Origin of the sequence: Mesoplasma lactucae ATCC 49193, from assembly GCF_002441935.1 — a bacterium.
Taxonomy (GTDB): domain Bacteria; phylum Bacillota_I; class Bacilli_A; order Mycoplasmatales; family Mycoplasmataceae; genus Edwardiiplasma; species Edwardiiplasma lactucae.
Genome location: NZ_CP023668.1, coordinates 491,765 through 510,361 on the forward strand (window position 1 = coordinate 491,765; position 18,597 = coordinate 510,361).

Genomic DNA, 18,597 nt, shown 5'->3' on the forward strand with positions numbered 1-18,597 from the left:
AATATATTTGAAACTAATCAAATCTTTTTAGAAAACCGAAAAAGGACTTTAAAACAAACCGAAAAATTAATATTTTTTAATAAATAAAAAAAGGAGAAAAAGAAATATGCAAAAAGTAAACGAAAATATTACTGACGAAAATATTGTTTCTGATAAACCAAGTGCACCAAAAAAACCATTAACTAAAAGAGTTAATGATAAAAAAGTAAATAACAAAGCTAAAGAACATCATGAAAATTATCATGATGAAGAACAAGCTGATTTCACCCCCTACAAATTCCATCAAAAAGAAGTTGTTCGTAAATATGATGGTGGAAAAATCCCAACTAAAGTTTTTGCTTTAGGAGGATTAGAAGAAATCGGGAAAAATACTTATGCCATTGAATATGGTGATGAAATCATTTTAATTGATGCTGGGGTTAAGTTTCCTGATGCTTCAATGTTAGGAGTTAATGCTGTTATTCCAGATTACTCATACTTAGTTGAAAATCAAAAGAAAATTAAAGCTTTATTCATTACTCACGGCCACGAAGACCACATTGGAGGAATTCAATACTTATTAAAACAAGTTAAAGTTCCTGTAATTTATGCACCAGAATTAGCTGCTGCTTTAATCCGTGACCGTTTAAAAGAATACAAACTAACTGACGCTACTGTTGTTAAAGAATATACAGCTGATAGCCACTGAAAATCAAAGAACTTTGATGTTAGCTTTGTTGCTTTAAACCACTCTATTCCAGATGCATTTGGAATTTTAGTAAAAACTCCAAACGGAAATATCTTCTCAACTGGAGATTATAAATTCGACTGATCACCTCTTGGACACTTCTCTGAACTAGATAAACTAGCAGAAATTGGAAATGAAGGAGTCGAATTATTAATGGCTGACTCTACTAATGCTGAAGTTGATGGATATACTCCAGGAGAACGTGGAATTATTGAAAACATTGATAAATTATTCTTAAAAGCAAAAGGAAGAATTTTTATTACTACTTTTGCTTCAAACGTTCACCGTATTCAAGAAATTGTTGAACTTGCAAAAAAATACAACCGAAAAATTGTTATTTTAGGAAGATCAATTGAACGTATTATTAAAATTATCCGTAAAATGGGACACTTAAAAATTTCAGAAAAAAGTTTTATTAAACCTCAAGATATGAAAAAATATCCTGATAATGAATTATTAGTAATCTCAACTGGTTCACAAGGTGAACCAATGGCAGCTTTATCAAGAATTGCTACTGGAAAACACCAAAGTGTAACTATTAAACCAGGTGACACAGTAATCTTTTCTTCATCAGCAATTCCTGGAAACAGAGCTGATGTTGAAAGATTAGTTAATAACTTAACAAGAATTGGTGCTAATGTAATTGAAAATAGTCCTTCAAACCGTATCCATACTTCAGGACACGCTTCACAAGAAGAACAAAAATTATTATTCAACTTATTAAAACCAAACTACTTCATGCCAATGCATGGTGAATACAGAATGTTAAAAAAACATGTGGAAACTGCTGAATCTGTTAACTTGAAAAAAGGACATGGATTTGTTGTTGCCAATGGGGATCAAATTGAATTATTAAACGGTAAAGCTCAAGTTGGAAAAAGAATTGATGCTGATGCGATTTATGTTGATGGAAAAGATATGACTGGTCAAGCATCAAATGTTATCCGTGAACGTGATATCTTGTCAAAAGATGGATTAATGGCTGTTATTGTTTCAATTGATTCACAAAACAATAAATTATTATCACAACCAAGAATTATTTCTCGTGGTAGTTTCTATGTTAAAGACTCTGGAGCCATTATTGGTGAATCAATCGGAATTGTTACAAACGCTGTTGTTGAAGTTTTAAAATCAGACAAACCAACCTTTGGAGCAATTAAAAAAGCGATTAAACAATCACTTTCACCTTACATCTTTAAAGTAAAAAGACGTAACCCATTAATTATTCCTGTTATCTTAAACAAAAAATAATTATTAAATGACCTAATATTTTATAGGTCATTTTTTTATTTCAAAAAACACTCAAAAGTTACTAATCTACTCTTTCAATCTGATTGGTGGCGCGTATAATCAATTGAAAAGAGAAAAGGAGAAATAAATTAATGAATTATACATTAGCCCCAGGAACAAGAATTTGAATCCTATTTGCTCAAATTTTTGGGACTACTTTCGCTGTTGTTGGATTATTAACTTACTGTGCTTACTTACAGGATATCCGAGAAAGCATGAAATCTTTAAGTGAGAGTGGTCAATATGCAGCAACAGCATTTATTCTATCTGTTTTAGTTTACTTTACATGAAAATCAATTTGATCATGTGTTGTAATCTGTAAAGCGGCTATGAATATGGATGATGCCACTTTAAGTGCAAATAAATGAATTATTTCATCATTAAGCTTAACTGTTGGAGGATTATTTACCCCCTACTTAATGACATTATTCCCAAACAACAATGTTGTTTCAACAATTAGACCAAAAGTTTACTTATCAAAAGTATTTGGAATGTTTATGATTGTTGGAGCTCCACTAGCAATGATTTGCTACAGTATTGCTATGAAAGGTTACTTCACAAGTGATGCTTCAAGTTATACAGCAGCAATTTATGCTTTAGGAGGAATCTTTACTGTTTGAGGAATTGCAAACGTTGCAACTTTCTATGGTTCAACAAAAAGTGTTGATTATTTATCAAATGGTTGAATGCAATTCTTAGCTAACGCAACTTTAGTTATCGTTACTTTAGAATTAATTGTTGTATTATTTGAATCAATTTTCGAATTAGTTTACGCAATTGGAGAAATCTTCTACCAAGGAAGACAAAACTTCTTCTGAGTTTTATTAAACATCTTAAATGTTGTAATCTACGCATTATATGTAGCTTTAGTATGACATGTTACTTGAAACACAATGACAGGTATCTGACAAGATCAAGTTGACTTCACAACTTACAAAGCAGCAGAAAATTACCAAAAAAATCATCCAGTTCCAGCAATGTAATTGATGGTTATATTTCTTAGAAACTTGAACTTTTATAAGTTCAAGTTTTTATTTTCTAACTAAACAAATTAGTGTTTTTAATTAGTTAATAAACCTATATAATAAGTACAAGATATATAAAAAAGGAGATATAAAATTATGAATAGCCCATTATCAGCAGGGACAAGATTTTGAATCATTTTTGCTCAAGTCTTTGGAACTGTTTTCATGGTTGTTGGATTAATTTCATACTGTGCTTATTTAGAGGACTTCAAGAACTACTTGACTGGTCCAAATGGTGCAGATGTAGTTAACAGTCCAGCTGCCATCGCTGAAGCTTCATTCATTTGTGCAATTTTAGTTTACTTTACTTGAAAATCTATTTGATCTGCAGTTGTTATTATTAGAGCTGTAAACAAAATGGATGATTTAACTTTAAGTGCTAACAAATGAATGATTTCAGCTGTCAGCTTAAGTGCTGGAGGATTATTTACTCCATACTTAATGACTTTATTCCCAAACATTAACATTAAATCTACTATCAAACCAAAAGTTTGATTACCAAGAGTTTTTGGAATCTTTATGTTAGTGGGAGCACCACTAGCAATGTTAACTTACGGGTTAATGAACAAAGGTAACTTTGGGGGAACTGGAACTGAAGGTTACACAATTGCTTTATTTGTAATTGCAGGTTTCTTAACTGTTTTAGGAGTTGCAAACGTTGCAACTTTCTATAGCAAAAACGCTAATATGAAATATGATGAAAGTGGATGAATGCATTTCTTAGCAAATACTACTTTAGTAATCATTACTTTAGAATTAGTTGTTGTTATGATTTCAGCAGTTCTTGAATTAGTAGCCGCTGTCTTCCAATTAATCTCAAGAAGTGGAAACAACTTCTTCTATATCTTATTAAACTTATTAAATGTTGTAATTTACGCATTATATGTAGGATTAGTATGATGAGTTACTTGAGAAACAATGACAGGAATTTGAAAAGATCAAGTTGACTTCACTACTTTCAAAGCGGCTGATGATTATCAACAAAATCACGCAAATCCAGCTATGTAAAAAATAAAATCTTGGATGTAAAAATCCAAGATTTTTTATATTAACATTCTAATTGAATATGGGATATAGCTCATCGCGTTCATATAATTTTTTAGTTGTAATCCTAAATTCTTATCTAAAGTTTCTTCAGCTAGCTCTTCAATTCTTTCACCAAATTTTTGCGTAACATTAATTCATCAAAAATATCCTAACAACATAATAACTCAACCAATAATACATAAAGCTTCAACACTGATTCAAGCACCCATTGGCACTCTTCCATTCACATCAACTTTTGGAACAAAGGTTAAAATCATAATTACTAAAAAGATAGCATAAGGAATTAGGCTTAAAATACTCAAACCGATATATTGAAGGCGGAAGAATGGAGCTCTTCTTCTTTTTTCATCAGCAAAAATAATTGCTTGGATTGCATTCATATTTACTAATAAGTTTTCTTTATCCCAAGCTTTTGGAATAATGAATTCATCTTTTTTCTTATGATAAGAATAAAAAGTTGGTAAGAAATACCCTTTTTTAGTCTTTACTTTAGAATTTAATAACTCTTTTCCTCTTAACTCATTAAATGTTTCTTCTCCACGAACACTAGTTTCACTAAAGTGGCCTTTAATTTGGAAAAACAGTTTTCCAAAGATTTGAAATAATAAAATTATTCCTAAAAAAACCATGAAGATAATAACAATGGCAGCCGTTTGGCTTCCTAATCTTTCAATCATACTTATAATTCTCCTTTTTATTTAATAAGAGTTATTGGTAAATCATATGCTTCATAATAATTATCAAGATATAATGGTTTTCCTACCATTAATTGTTTTTGATAAGAGTCTAATCTATAGAAGTATTCATAGACTACTAATTCACGGTTACTATAATCTTGTCCATTAACATAATAGGTTGTTTTATTGCTAGATAAAGAAAGTAAGAAAGAGCTTTTATCAAAAGGAGCAATCATAACTTCTTCATCAAAACTAGCAATTAAATTTAACTTCTTATCTTGTTTGTTAAAATAAAAGACTTCATTATCATCACTTAACATAATGTAATTTTTTTCTGTAAAAGTAATTTTTTTTAAATTTGGGACGATAAACTTTGGCATTTTATCGTTAAGTTCCTCATTAAAAAGCTTAACTTCTTTAGTTTTAAAGTCTTTTAATAGAAGTTGATTTTCAAAAGTACCAACAACAATTTTGTTTTCAAAAATGTGTTCTTCTTTCAAAGTTCAATTTTCATCATAAACATTTACATAAGAACCACTTTTAATATTTTTAATTAGAGAAACATAAAATAGTCCGTCGTTTTTAACAACCATTGCTACATATTCACTAAAATAATCCAATCCTTCAATTGAGCTCTTACTAGCTTCTAAGAAAGAAGATTCTAAAGGATTAGGATGAGAAAGAAAATCAGTGTTTAAAAGGCCTCTTTTGGTAATATTTACCAAAATATCTTTAACATTTATCTTCCCAAGAAGTTTAGCTGGTTGATCTAAATCAAATTTAGAATCTGTTAAGTACATTTCTTCATCAATAATTCAAAAATTAGTAATTCAATCAGTACCTTCAACTTGTCGTTGAACTAATTTAGGTTCTGGTTTTCTTGCTAATGTTTTTTTTCTTTTAAAAAGCATATTTATAACCTCATTACTTTAATTATAAAGGTTAATAAAAAGAAGGTTAACAATTGTTAACCTTCTTGTAATTATGTGTTTAAACTAAATAATTTATTATTTGTTTTCGATAGCTTCAATACCTGGTAATGGTTTACCTTCCATGTATTCTAATGATGCTCCTCCACCAGTAGAAATTCATGAGAATTTATCTGCTAATCCTAATTTTTTAGCTGCTGCTGCTGAGTCTCCTCCACCGATTAAAGTGAACGCTCCAGGTAAGTTAGCGATTGCTTCTCCAACTTCTAGAGTACCTTTTTCGAAGTTAGTAAATTCAGTAACTCCCATAGGTCCGTTTCAAACAACTGTTTTAGCTCCAGCTAATTCATTTTTAAATAATTCAATAGTTTTTGGTCCGATGTCTAATCCCATCATGTCATCTGGCATATCTTTTGATGTGTCTGAGAATGTTGGGGTAACATCTGCAAATTCAGGAGCGTTTGCTGAATCAACTGGTAAGATGATTTTTCCTTTACCAATTTCTAAATATCTTTTTGCGTCATCAATTTTGTCTTCTTCTAATAAAGAACGTCCAACTTTGTGACCTTGAGCTGCGAAGAATGTATAAGCCATTCCCCCACCAATTAAGATTTTGTCAACTTTGTTTAATAAGTTGTCAATAACTCCGATTTTATCAGAAACTTTTGCTCCACCTAAAATAGCGATGAAGGGGTGTTCTGGATTATCGATTCCTTTTGCTAAATTTGTTAATTCAGCTTCAATTAAGAATCCTACTGCAGAATCATCGATGTGAGTTGCAATTCCAACATTTGAGGCGTGAGCACGGTGTGCTGTACCAAATGCGTCGTTAATGAATAAGTCACCTAATGATGCTCAGTATCTTCCTAATTCAGGATCGTTTTTAGATTCACGTTTAACTAAAACTCCGTCAACAACGTCTTCGAATCTAGTGTTTTCAACTAATAAGATTTCTCCTGGTTTTAAAGCATTAATTGCTGCCTCTAATTCAGGTCCTTCAGTTTCAGGAACGAAAATAACTTTTTGTCCCATTAATTCTTCTAATCTTTTTGCAACCGGTTTTAAGCTTTTAGTTTTTTTGTCTTCTTCGGTTTTAATTCTACCTAAGTGTGAGAACAAAATAACTTTAGCATCGTTTTGCACAAGATATTTAATTGTTGGTAATGCCGCAGTGATACGGTTGTCATCAATAATGTCTCCTGCATCATCTAAAGGCACGTTGAAGTCAACACGAACTAGAGCTTTTTTGTCTTTAACATCAAGATCTTTGATTGTTTTTTTCTTGTTGTAATCCATATTTTAATTACCTCTTTCAAATATTTTTAATACATTTTTATTTTAACTCTTTTAACAGATTTTAGGGAGATGATTTAACCCTTTTAAGATTAAAAGTAAATAAAAAAGATAGCTTGAAAGCTATCTTTTTTTATATTATTTTTAAGAAATAATTGGACTATTTCATTAATGATAAAACGTATAATGCAGTTCTTACGAATTGTGAAGTATATGAACTTTCGTTATCGTATCATGCAACTACTTTAACCATTTGTTTTCCATCATTTTCTAAGATTTTAGTTAATGTAGAATCGAAGATTGAACCGTGTGATTCACCAATGATGTCAGTTGAAGTAATTTGTTCAACGTTGTAAGCTAATGCTTGAGCTAAAGCAGCATCTTTTGAGATTGCTTCTTTAACAGCGTTGTTGATTTGATCAACAGTTAATCCTTGTTGTTTAAATGTAACAGTTAAGTCAGTAACTGATCCAGTAATAACTGGAACACGTAATGCGTATCCGTCCATTTTTCCGTTTAATTCTGGTAATGCTTTACCAACTGCGATTGCAGCTCCTGTTGATGTAGGAACGATGTTTCATGGTGCAGCACGTCCACGACGTAAGTCTGAGTGTGGTAAGTCTAATAATCTTTGATCGTTAGTTACAGCGTGAACTGTAGTCATTAATCCTTGTTCAATTCCAAAAGCTTTGTTTAAAACGTTTGCTAATGGTGTTAAACAGTTAGTTGTACATGATGCAGCTGAGATAATGTCATCTTCAGGTGTAATGTCTGTTTGGTTAACTCCGTAAACGATAGTTTTTAAATCTCCTTTAGCAGGTGCTGAGATTAAAACTTTTTTTGCTCCAGCTTCTAAGTGAGCTTTTGCTTTTTCACGGTCAGTGTAGAAACCAGTTGATTCAACAACTAAGTCTACTCCTAATTTACCTCATGGTAAGTTTGCAGCGTCTCTTTCTGCGAAAACAGGAATTGTTTTACCGTCAACGATAATTGCTCCTTCTTTAAAAGAAATTTTTCCAGCTTCGAATAATCCGTGTGCTGAATCGTGTTCTAGTAAGTAAGCTAAAGTTTTAGGATCTGTTAAGTCGTTGATTCCAACGATTTCAACATTAGCTTCATTTCATAATTTTCTGAAAGCTAAACGTCCGATTCTTCCGAATCCGTTAATTGCAACTTTTTTTGCCATATTGTGTTTCCTTCTTTCATTGTTTGGTTACATTGATATTATATGCTAAGAAAAATATTTTCTCAAAGGTTTTGAGTAAATATTACTCACTATTTGTAATATCAATTGTTTTACTTAATTCGGTGGTTATCTCCACTCAATTTTAATTCTTTTGAAAGTGTATTTATTCTTTCAAAAAAGCGTTCATTTTTAATAAAGTTATCTTGTTTAGAACCGCTAAAATTCTTACCAATTTGGGTTAAATAACTTTTCTTTAAAGCATCAATTGAAAAGTTTGATGTAAAGAATGTTGGCTTATGATGATCCATACGATAATTTAAAATCGAAAAAAGAATATCATCTCTTAATCAAGCACTAGCAGGTTCTCCACCAATATCATCTAAAAAGAGAATGTCTGCTTTTTGTAAATTATTCATTAAATCACGATATTCACTATTTGTAGTTCCAAAAGTTCCTTTAATTTGGTTCATTAAATTAGAAACAGAAATAAAAGCAACGGTTTTGTTGTGGTTTTTCACAGCATCAATCGCTAAGAATTGAAATAAAGTAGTTTTTCCAATTCCTAAATTTCCTTCTAAATAAATCCCAAAGTTTTGGTCTTTATTATCAATCATATTCATATAAAAAGTAATGATTTTTCTTTTCATTTCATACTCTTCACATGATTTGACTTTTTGTTCGATTATTTTTCATTTTTTTGGTGAATCATAATCATTTAATAAAAAGAACTTTAAGTTCTGTTCGTTATCTTTGTACAAACCATTCTTAAAGTTCAAAGGATTAAAATCACAAACTAAGAATTTTGATTGAAACTTAGCTTTTTCTTCTAAATAAAGTGTGTGTTCACAAGGAACTACTTTTTGATAGAAGCGATTGTTGTCATACTCAAGTGATTCTTTATATCCTTTTAATTTTTGTTGACATGAAGTGATATCTTCAAGTTTTTCATTACAATCCATATGGTTTTGAATGAAATGATAGATTTCACGATCATATAATTTGACAGTTTCAGATGGAATATCGTTTTCAAAAATTAAATTATCAACAATAGCTTGGTTTTTTAATTTATCGATTTCCATTATCTAAAACTCCCTTTGTTTTTAAATTAATAAATTATCTAATTGAACATCAAGATCATCAATTCTTCTTTGATTTTTATGTTCAGATTTATTATCTAATCAATCATAACTTAGTTGTTTGGTTGAATCTTCATTTAAATTGTCTAATTCCATCATTTCTGATGATAAATCGAAATCAGAATCGGCATATTTAGCTGAATTTTTAAGATAATCCATAGCTTCTTTAGTTTTATTAATTCCTTTTTTGTTTAAGCTCTTAGCAATTTTGCACAAGTAGCTTCCAACAATTTTTTTATCATTTTTATAATATGAGAATTCTAATAAACAGTTAACTAAACCATTTGGTAAATCATATTTTCTTTGTAACTTATCAATTACTTGACGAACTCAATATTGAGGTTCTTCTTCCAATAAAGCAGTTGCAAAATCATATGGATCCATAGATTCCATTTCATAAATTTTTTGTTCCTGTGGAGATTTTTCCACTCTTTGTTTTGAAATTACTAGTTGTTTAAATAAGACATTGAAATAACTTTCAGAAATCTCATGAGATTTATTATCATATGATTTTTGTAAAACCATCACTAATTCATCTTCAGTAATTCCTTCTTCAAGATTATTTAAAATTAAAGAAACAATTGGTTTAGTTAAAGCAGTTGGATTCATTCCTTTAATTGACATTAACATGTGTAAATTACTTAAATTAACATTATGTAATTGGTGGTTCATATCGAACTGAGGAACATTATTTTCAACTTTAAAGTTGGTAATTGTTTCTTCATTATTTCTTTTAATCTTACTAAAATCAGTTGGGAACGCTTCAGCAAATGTTACGCTCATATCTTCTTCTAGTTCAGGATTAATCATTGTTTCTTGTGGTGTGTCAAAGCCAAGATGGAATTTCAAAACATCAAAGCTATCATCATCTAATTTATTTCTAAGAATTCCTGCGTATAAATAGTTATCAAAAAACTCTTTTGGTGAAAGTGGTTTTTTGACATAAATTTTAATTAAATCAGAATTCTTTGTCTTTGTTCTTTTTAGAAGGTTCATACCTTCTAGGTTTCGAATATAACATTCAACCTTATCATCGCGTTCACCTAAAATAACTGATAAACGTGATTGGTCGAAAGTGATATTACTCAATTTAGCCATAATTTTGGCTTCTTCACAAATTGTGAAATAAGCAGCACAAGCACTTGACCCGATAATCGGTTGGTAGAGATTTATCAATGCTTGTCTGTCAATATCACAAAGTGAAGAATCGGCTATTACCTTGTACTTATATCCCATATAAGTTTCACCTCGTAAATTAATATTATTCTTTTTTCAAACTCATTTGTTTGTTTTTCTTATATTCGTTTGAGAAAATAAAAACTCGAAAATCTTTCTCCTATTACCAAGAGAACCAATTCAAGTTTTCCACATATTCACAATTGAATTATTTTATTTTTTGGCAAACAGGACAATAATAAGTCCCTCTTCCACCAACAACTGTTTTCACAATTTTCGCACCACATCTTGGGCATTCCTTACCATTTTTACCATGAACTTTTAATAGGCGTTGATATTCTCCAACATGCTTATCACCAAAGGCAAATGAGTGAATTGTTGTTCCTCCATGAGCAATCGAATCGTTTAAAATTTCACGACTTTTTTCAAGAATTTTTTTATCATCAGCTAAAGTTAAACGATTTGCTGGTTCTTCTGGATTGATTTCACTAGCTCATAAAACTTCGTTCACATAAATGTTTCCTAGACCTAATAAAACAGTTTGATCCAATAAAACAGTTTTAATTGCTCTTGTTGTTTTAGAAGTCTTTGAATATAGATATTCAGGAGTAGCTTCTTTATCGAAAGGTTCAGGTCCTAATTTAGCAATTGAAGGAAGATTTTTTCATTCACCTTTTTTAACAAGTTGCAAAGTTCCAAATCTTCTTGAATCATAATATCTTAAGATATTAGCATCATCTTTTAATCAGAACTGAGCTTCAAGTAAAGATTCACCATAAGTAAAGGTTTCTGGGTTTTCACAAATCCATTTCCCTTCCATTCTTAAATGAGAAATCATTTCAAAATCAGTTAAATGGAAAATAATATATTTTCCATAAGGTTGAACTGATTCAATGATTTGACCTGGCAAGTTATTTTGTAGTTCTAGAATGGTTGTATCAACTAATAAACGTTTGTAAAAGATATTAACTTTATCAATTGTTTTACCTTGTACATTTTCATTTAAATATCTCACAACCATTCTAACTTCTGGTAGTTCTGGCATTATAAAATTCTCCCTTTTTTAATTAATTTATTTCAATTGATATCAATTATTTCCACTTGATTTAGATTCTTCAAGTTTAACTTTGATCTCATCAGTTCCTTCAAAGGTTTTACTTAAATCTTTGAAAGCTTTGTCCATTTGTTCTTCAATAATCTTAGTTGCTATTTCAATTTCTTCATTTTTAATTGAAAAAATGATTTCATCGTGGATTTGAGAAGACATAAATGATTTTAAGTTTTGTTTCTTAAATTCATTATAAATGTTTATCATAGCAATTTTTAAAATATCTGCAGCTGTTCCTTGAATAGGCATATTAATAGCAGCACGTTCTCCAAATTCACGTTGGAAGCGAACTTTAGATTTTAATTCTGGAATATATCTTCTTCTTCTAGACATAGTTTCAACATAACCATTTTCTTCGGCGAATGCTAAAGTCTTATCTTTAAAAGTTTTAATTCCTGGAAATGTTTCATAATATCTGGTAATTAAATCTTGAGCTTTTCCAACACCAATATTCAAATCTTTTGACAGTCCATAAGCACTTAGACCATAAATAATTCCAAAGTTGAAAACTTTAGCAGTTCTTCTCATGTCTGGTGTTACATCTTTGGGATCAACTCCAAAAATTCTTGCAGCAGAATTAGCATGAATATCTCCTTCATGACTAAAGATTTCTAACATATGTTTTTCATCTGCCATTTGGGCTAAAACTCTTAATTCAATTTGAGAATAGTCATAGCTATAGAAGGTATAACCTTCATCGACGATAAAGATTTTTCTAACTTCTTTTTGATCATCGTCTCTTGTCGAAATATTTTGTAGGTTTGGTTCAACACTACTTAATCTCCCGGTTGCAGTCAAGTTTTGTTTAAAGATTGTATAAACACGATTATCTGGATGAATGTATTTTTCAAATCCAGCTAAATAAGTTGAATATAGTTTCATTCATTTTCTGTATTCTAAAATTAAACTAACAACTGCATGTTCTGCTTGAATCGCTTCTAAAACTTCACGGTTTGTACTTCCTTTAAAGTTATTTGGGAGTTTTAAATCATCATATAAAAGTTCTTTAACTTGTTTTGGGCTTGCTAAATTAAAGTTTTCAGGAAGTTTATCTCCTAACATATTTTTAACATCAGTTTCAATACTACTAATTTTTGCTTCAGCACTTCTTGTTTGTAAAGCAAGTTCGTCACGATCAATTAGAACCCCTTTATCTTCCATATCTTTTAAAACAAAAGTTAATGGATAATCAATTTTATTTAATAATAGAACTTGATTATTTAACTCTAAGGTCTTCATAATACTTGGTTTTACTTTTCCGAGATAAACTGCTTTTTTAATAACGAAATCTGCTTTTTTATTTAAATCGATATCAGCAGTTTTCTTAACACCTTTACCATAGAATAAATCATCTTCATCAATACTTAAAGTATCTGATACAAGCTTTAAGTGCTTTGCAAAAGTTGAATCAACAGTTGGATTTAAGATGTAGCAAGCACTCATCATGTCATAAACGAATGACTTTGGATTTGGTTCATAGCCAGAATTTTCTAATAAGGCCAGAGTTCTTTTAATATCATAAGTATTTTTCTTAGCATCTGATTTTAAGAAATCATTAAACTTAGAATCAAAGTTGATATTTTCTCCTTCTGATAAAGAGAAAATATCTAGTTGTTTTGTATCAATAAAGTTAATGAAATAATTTCCTTTTTCATTACTAATTCCAATCCCAATTACACTACCATCATGATAATTAAATTCTAATGATTCAACAAAGATGTTGTTTTCAACACCAGCATATTCTTCTTTTCATTCTTCAATAATTTCATAATTAATATTTTCTTCTTGATTAATTCTTTCAGCTGAATTTTGAAATCTTCTAACTAATGATTTCATTTCATATTTTTCTAAGAAGTCAGTTAAAGGTTCAATTGTAATGTTTAATTGGTGAACCTTAAAGTTTGGAATATAAACTGAAGTTTCAATTGTAGCAATATCTTTACATAGATAAGCATCGTCTTTACCATTAATTAATTTTTCTTTTAGTTTTCCTTTAATAGCATCAATATGACTATAGATACCATCTAAAGTTTGATACTCACAAATTAATTTAGTAGCCCCTTTTTCTCCAACTCCTTGAACACCTTTCAAGTTATCAGAGCTATCTCCCATTAATCCTTTTAAGTCAGGAACTTGTTTTGGTAAACATTCTCATTTTTCAAATAAAGCTTTTTCATCAATCACGTTCATATCACTAGTTCCTGAACGTGGACTTAAAACAAAAGTACGGTCATTAATCAATTGATACATATCTTTATCAGAAGATAAAATATTAATTTCCATATCAGGATTTTCGTCATAAATTTTCTTAGCCATAGACCCAATTAAATCATCGGCTTCATAGTCATCCATTTCAAAATAATCAATATTAGCAGATTTTAGAAATTCTCTGGCTATAGGAAATTGTTCAACTAATTCTGGTGGAGTTTTTTGTCTTCCACCTTTATAGTCTTCTAGTTTATCATGTCTAAAAGTGTGTTTTCCTTTATCAAAAGCAACTTTAACATCATAATAATCTTCTTTAACTATTAATGAAGTTAACATGTTTGCAAATGAATAAACTGCATTGGTTGGAATCCCTGTTGTAGTTCTTAAAATTGACCCGCTATAGGCACTTCCATAATATGCTCTAAAAATTAATGAGTTCCCATCAACTAATAAAACTTTCTTTTGTTCTTTATTTTCCATAATTTAACTTCCCTTTTATTCTCTTATTTTACATAATTCACAATTTCTTCAACAACTGCACTATCTTCCCCATTGTAGTTTTGAATTCTAATTCTTGCTAAAACCATTGCTCCAGGATTTAATGAACCATTTAATTTTTCATAGGTATCTGCAAACATTGTGGCTTTAATTGTAGCAGTATCATCACTCAATGTTAAGAAAGCCATTAAATTTCCGTTCTTGTCTTTTTTAGTTCTAATTGCATCAACTAATAAAATTGCTAATCCTCTTTTTGAAGAAGTAATAATTTTATTTAAACTAAAGACATTTTTATTGCTATATTCTTTTCTCTTAATTGAGAAAGGATTGTTTAATAAATAGAATCCTAAATAATCGTATTCTTTTAAGTATAACTCTTGATCTGAAATTTCTTTACTTGATTCTAAAACTGGAATGGTAAGTGGATCAATTTCTCTTTTCCCTTTATTTTGATCTGCAAAAATTAATAACGAATCAATATTTTGCACAATCAATCTTCTATCAATTTGATAAGTATCAAAAGCTCCAGTTCAAGCTAAAGCTTCAAAGATTTGACGATTCATTCCGTTAATTACTAAATTAGAAATTAAAACATAGAAATCATCAAAAACTGCTTTGTCATTAACTCAAAGATTTCTTAATTTCTTTAAAAATTCAGGACCAATTCCAGAAATGATTGTTAATGGTGCAAAAATCATTTTATTATAAGCAACATATTTATTATTTACATTCTTAATGTTTGGACCTTTGAAATCAATTCCATAAGCATTGATTTCTTTAATATAAGTTGATGTCTTAGCTGCATTTCCTAAACTAGCATTAAATAATGATGTATAAAATTGTTCTGGATAATAAGTTTTTAATCAAGCTAATCAATAAGAAATATATGAATAAGCAATTGAGTGTGACTTATTAAATCCATAGGCAGCAAAGTTATCAATTCAGTGTCAAATTTCATTTGCTTTAGCTTCTGAATAACCATTAGCTATAGCCCCTTTCATGAAATCGATTTTAGCTGATTTCATGTATTCATGATTCTTTTTACTCATAGCTCGACGAACAATATCAGCTCGTCCCAAACTAAATCCTCCAACTTTTCGAAGAACTTGAATTACCTGTTCTTGATAAAGAATAATTCCATAAGTTGGTGCTAAGATGTCAATTAAACTTGGATCGATTACATATCGTTCTGGTTTTGTTCTTGATTTTCTTCTTTTTAAATATTCAGGAATCATTTCTTTTGGACCTGGTCTAAAAATAGCTGAAGTAGTTGAAATATCTTCAATATTTTTCGGGTTCATTTTCATAACTAAATTAGTCATACCAGGAGATTCTAATTGAAAGATTCCAGTAGTTTTTCCTAAACTTAATTGTTCATAAACGTTTTGATCAGTTAAATCTAACTTATCAAAGTTAATGTCCTTTTTTTCAGTTCTAAAAATATTTGAACGAATTTCTTGTAAAGTTGTTAAGTTTCTTAAACCTAATAAGTCCATTTTAATTAACCCTAATCGTTCAAGATAATTCATATCAAATTGAGTTTGCATAATTCCGTTATAACCAACTCTAATTGGTACAATGTCTCTTAAATCAACATCTGAAATTACAATTCCGGCGGCATGAGTTCCTGTTTGTCTAGGTAAACCAATTAATTTAAAAGCCATCTCAAAAATTTCTTTATTGTCATTGTAATAGCTTGTTAAAGCTCTTGAATTTTTAATAGCTCCTTTTAAATCATCTTGATATTGCATTGGAATTAACTTAGTTATTTTATTTGCGAAATCAACTGGAAGATTATAAGTTCTAATCACATCTCTTAAGGCAGATTTTGCTCCAATTGATTGGTAAGTTACAATTGTTGCTACATGATAAACACCATATTTTTCAAACAGATATTCAATCACTTCTTCACGACGATTATCTTGAAAATCAATATCAATATCTGGCATTGTTTTTCTTTCTGGATTTAAGAATCTTTCAAACAATAAATTATATTTTAAAGGATCAACTGTTGTAATTCTTAATAAGAAAGAAACCAATGAACCAGCAGCACTCCCTCTTCCAGGGCCAACCATAATGTCATTGTCTTTTGCATATCTAACATAGTCACGAACAATTAAAAAGTAGTTTACAAACCCCATTTGTTCAATGATATTTAGTTCATAGTCTAACCTTTTCTTATAATCATCTTTTTTGTTATTGGGAATGTGATAAATATTAAAATAAGAATTTAATGAATCATCAGTAAGTTGTCTTAAAAACTGTCTTTGAGGAATATTGTTTGGTGTTTTATATTCCATCAAATGCATTCCTGTATCTTCAAATAAATCAAAGTTAACCATATTGGCAATTTTATTTAGATTATCATTACTAATTTTTGCATATTGGTAAAGTTCTTCTTCTGAAGGATAATGAGCATCAACTACAGTTGTAACTTCATTAATATAAGCATTATCTTTAATTGCTAATAAAGTGTTGTAGGCTTTTTTATCAACAATGTCAAAATAAGCAATCTTGTTTGTGTAAACAACATTGCTAAAGTTTTTATATTGTTCTTGGGTTTTAAAATTAATTCCATAATAAAGATTTTCTTTATTAATATCTTTAAACAAAGCATCAACTAAATTAGCATCATGATTTTCTTCAAAAGAAATTACATAAGCTAAATCATCAGTAAAATAGTTTCTAGCAAAATTAAGAATTTCTAATTCATTTAATTCTTTTGTTTGAATTTCAGAAGAAATATAACATAGGTTTTTATATCCATTTCTGTTTTTAGCATAAAAATTTAAAGTGATTTTTTGGTTTTGGTGAAATTCTAAAGTTAAACCAATGACTGGTTTAATATTTTTTTTGCTAAATTTATCATAAAATTCAGCAGCCCCATACATTGAATTTAAATCAGCATAAAAAGAAAAAGGGAAGGAATTTTTTAAGGCAAAATCTAAATAATCATCAATGGTGATTAAAGATTCTTGAAAGTTATAAGCTGAACGAAGATTTGCTTGTGGTTTATAACTCATATTATTCACTTCCCTTTTGTTAATTTAATTACTCTGTTGCTTGTTCTGGATTTTGTTCTTCTTTTTCAATTTCTTTTGATCAATTTGTGTCTTCAACAAATTCACCTTCATGAAAAACAAATTTTTTAACTTCGTTTTCAACAGTTCAATCTAAGATTGGTTCTCACATGATTGCTTCTTCTTGTTCTTCAGCAATTCATGGACGTGGTTTTGTCACAGGATTTTCTGGAACAAACATTGAACAAACATCATCAAATGGAAGAATTGAAATATCATAAGTATTAATTCGTTTTGAAATTTTAATAATGTCTTCTTTATCGTTTGTTAAAACAGGTCTTAAGATTGGTAATTTTGAAGTTTCATTAATCACTGACATTGATTCAATGGTTTGTGAAGCAACTTGTCCTAAACTTTCACCAGTAATTAAAGCTTGTTGATGATCACGTTTTGCAATTCTATTTGCAATTCTCATAAACATTCTTCTCATTATAGTAATTTTATAAGTTTGATTTGGAATATGGTTCAATTCTTGTAACATTTTTCCAAAATCAACAACATATAAATTAAATGTTTGGTAATTATATTTAGCAACTTGTTTTGCTAAAGCAAAAACTTTATTTAAAGCTTCTGGTGAAGTATGAGGTGGAGTCATAAAGTGAACAAAATCAACACTCATTCCTCTTTTCATAGTTAAGAAGCTGGCAACTGGAGAATCAATTCCTCCAGATAATAAACTTAATCCTCTTCCAGAAACTCCCACAGGAAGTCCTTTTAAGGCTTTAATACGTGAATGGAAAATATCAACATGATCTTTTTTAACAACAACTTCGATTTTTAAATCTGGGTTGTGAACATCAACTTTTAAATCAGTGTTTTGTAAAACAACTGGTGCTAGTTTTTGTTTCATTTCAGTTGAAGTCATTGGATAAGCTTTATCTTTTCTCTTAACTTCAAGTTTAAAAGTTTTAGCTTCTTTTGCTGATTCTATAGCCATTGCTAAGACTTTTTTAGTAATTTCTTCAAAGTCTCATGAAGTAGTTTCAACAACTGATAAAGAATAAATTCCAAATACAGTTTGTAAGTCAGCTAATAAACGGTCTAAATAATCATCTTCAACTTTAATCATGCAAGAATTATTATCTTTAATTAATTCAACCTTATCGTTATATGGTTTCATTCTAAATTTAATATTTTGAATTAATTTAGTAATAAACTGACGACGGTTTCCCCCTTTTAAAGTTAATTCTCCATAACGTACTAATACATTTTTCATT

The 18,597-nt window shown here is 29.5% G+C and carries 13 protein-coding genes; 3 read left to right on the forward strand and 10 right to left on the reverse strand.

All coding sequences use genetic code 4. The features are described from left to right. The first annotated feature begins 106 nt into the window (after positions 1-106). The 3 genes from CP520_RS02160 (at position 107) to CP520_RS02170 (ending at position 4,050) form a co-directional block, all read left to right on the forward strand. Positions 107-1,978, forward strand: a complete 1,872-nt coding sequence (locus CP520_RS02160; protein WP_096862836.1) for a ribonuclease J — start codon at positions 107-109, stop codon at positions 1,976-1,978. 131 nt (positions 1,979-2,109) lie between these two features. Further along, entirely contained in the window at positions 2,110-3,000 is an 891-nt protein-coding gene (locus CP520_RS02165; protein ID WP_096862837.1) for a hypothetical protein, read from the forward strand. 138 nt (positions 3,001-3,138) lie between these two features. Next, positions 3,139-4,050, forward strand: a complete 912-nt coding sequence (locus CP520_RS02170) for a hypothetical protein (protein WP_096862838.1) — start codon at positions 3,139-3,141, stop codon at positions 4,048-4,050. 35 nt (positions 4,051-4,085) lie between these two features. Here CP520_RS02170 and CP520_RS02175 read toward each other — a convergent pair whose 3' ends face one another. From CP520_RS02175 to thiI, 10 genes are all read right to left on the reverse strand, one after another. After that, positions 4,086-4,766, reverse strand: coding sequence for a hypothetical protein (locus CP520_RS02175; protein WP_096862839.1), 681 nt, complete (start codon positions 4,764-4,766; stop codon positions 4,086-4,088). A 17-nt stretch (positions 4,767-4,783) separates the two neighbouring features. Then, the gene (locus CP520_RS02180; protein ID WP_096862840.1) at positions 4,784-5,677 is read right to left on the reverse strand and encodes a hypothetical protein; all 894 of its coding nucleotides are present in this window, start codon (positions 5,675-5,677) and stop codon (positions 4,784-4,786) included. 96 nt (positions 5,678-5,773) lie between these two features. Then, positions 5,774-6,991, reverse strand: a complete 1,218-nt coding sequence (locus CP520_RS02185; protein WP_096862841.1) for a phosphoglycerate kinase — start codon at positions 6,989-6,991, stop codon at positions 5,774-5,776. A gap of 157 nt (positions 6,992-7,148) precedes the next feature. Then, on the reverse strand, positions 7,149-8,174 hold the full coding sequence (gene gap, locus CP520_RS02190) for a type I glyceraldehyde-3-phosphate dehydrogenase (RefSeq protein WP_096862842.1): 1,026 nt from the start codon (positions 8,172-8,174) through the stop codon (positions 7,149-7,151). Positions 8,175-8,284: 110 nt separating this feature from the next. Continuing rightward, the gene (locus CP520_RS02195) at positions 8,285-9,253 is read right to left on the reverse strand and encodes an ATP-binding protein (RefSeq protein WP_096862843.1); all 969 of its coding nucleotides are present in this window, start codon (positions 9,251-9,253) and stop codon (positions 8,285-8,287) included. 21 nt (positions 9,254-9,274) lie between these two features. Next, entirely contained in the window at positions 9,275-10,546 is a 1,272-nt protein-coding gene (locus CP520_RS02200; protein ID WP_157755776.1) for a DnaD domain protein, read from the reverse strand. Between the two features lie 148 nt (positions 10,547-10,694). Further along, on the reverse strand, positions 10,695-11,531 hold the full coding sequence (gene mutM / locus CP520_RS02205) for a DNA-formamidopyrimidine glycosylase (RefSeq protein WP_096862845.1): 837 nt from the start codon (positions 11,529-11,531) through the stop codon (positions 10,695-10,697). 27 nt (positions 11,532-11,558) lie between these two features. Continuing rightward, positions 11,559-14,282: a DNA polymerase I gene (gene polA / locus CP520_RS02210; RefSeq protein ID WP_096862846.1), complete on the reverse strand. Its 2,724-nt coding sequence runs from the start codon at positions 14,280-14,282 to the stop codon at positions 11,559-11,561. 23 nt (positions 14,283-14,305) lie between these two features. Then, on the reverse strand, positions 14,306-17,323 hold the full coding sequence (gene dnaE / locus CP520_RS02215) for a DNA polymerase III subunit alpha (RefSeq protein ID WP_096862847.1): 3,018 nt from the start codon (positions 17,321-17,323) through the stop codon (positions 14,306-14,308). A 28-nt stretch (positions 17,324-17,351) separates the two neighbouring features. Continuing rightward, positions 17,352-18,596, reverse strand: a complete 1,245-nt coding sequence (gene thiI, locus CP520_RS02220) for a tRNA uracil 4-sulfurtransferase ThiI (RefSeq protein ID WP_096862848.1) — start codon at positions 18,594-18,596, stop codon at positions 17,352-17,354. Between the last annotated feature and the right edge of the window lies 1 nt (position 18,597).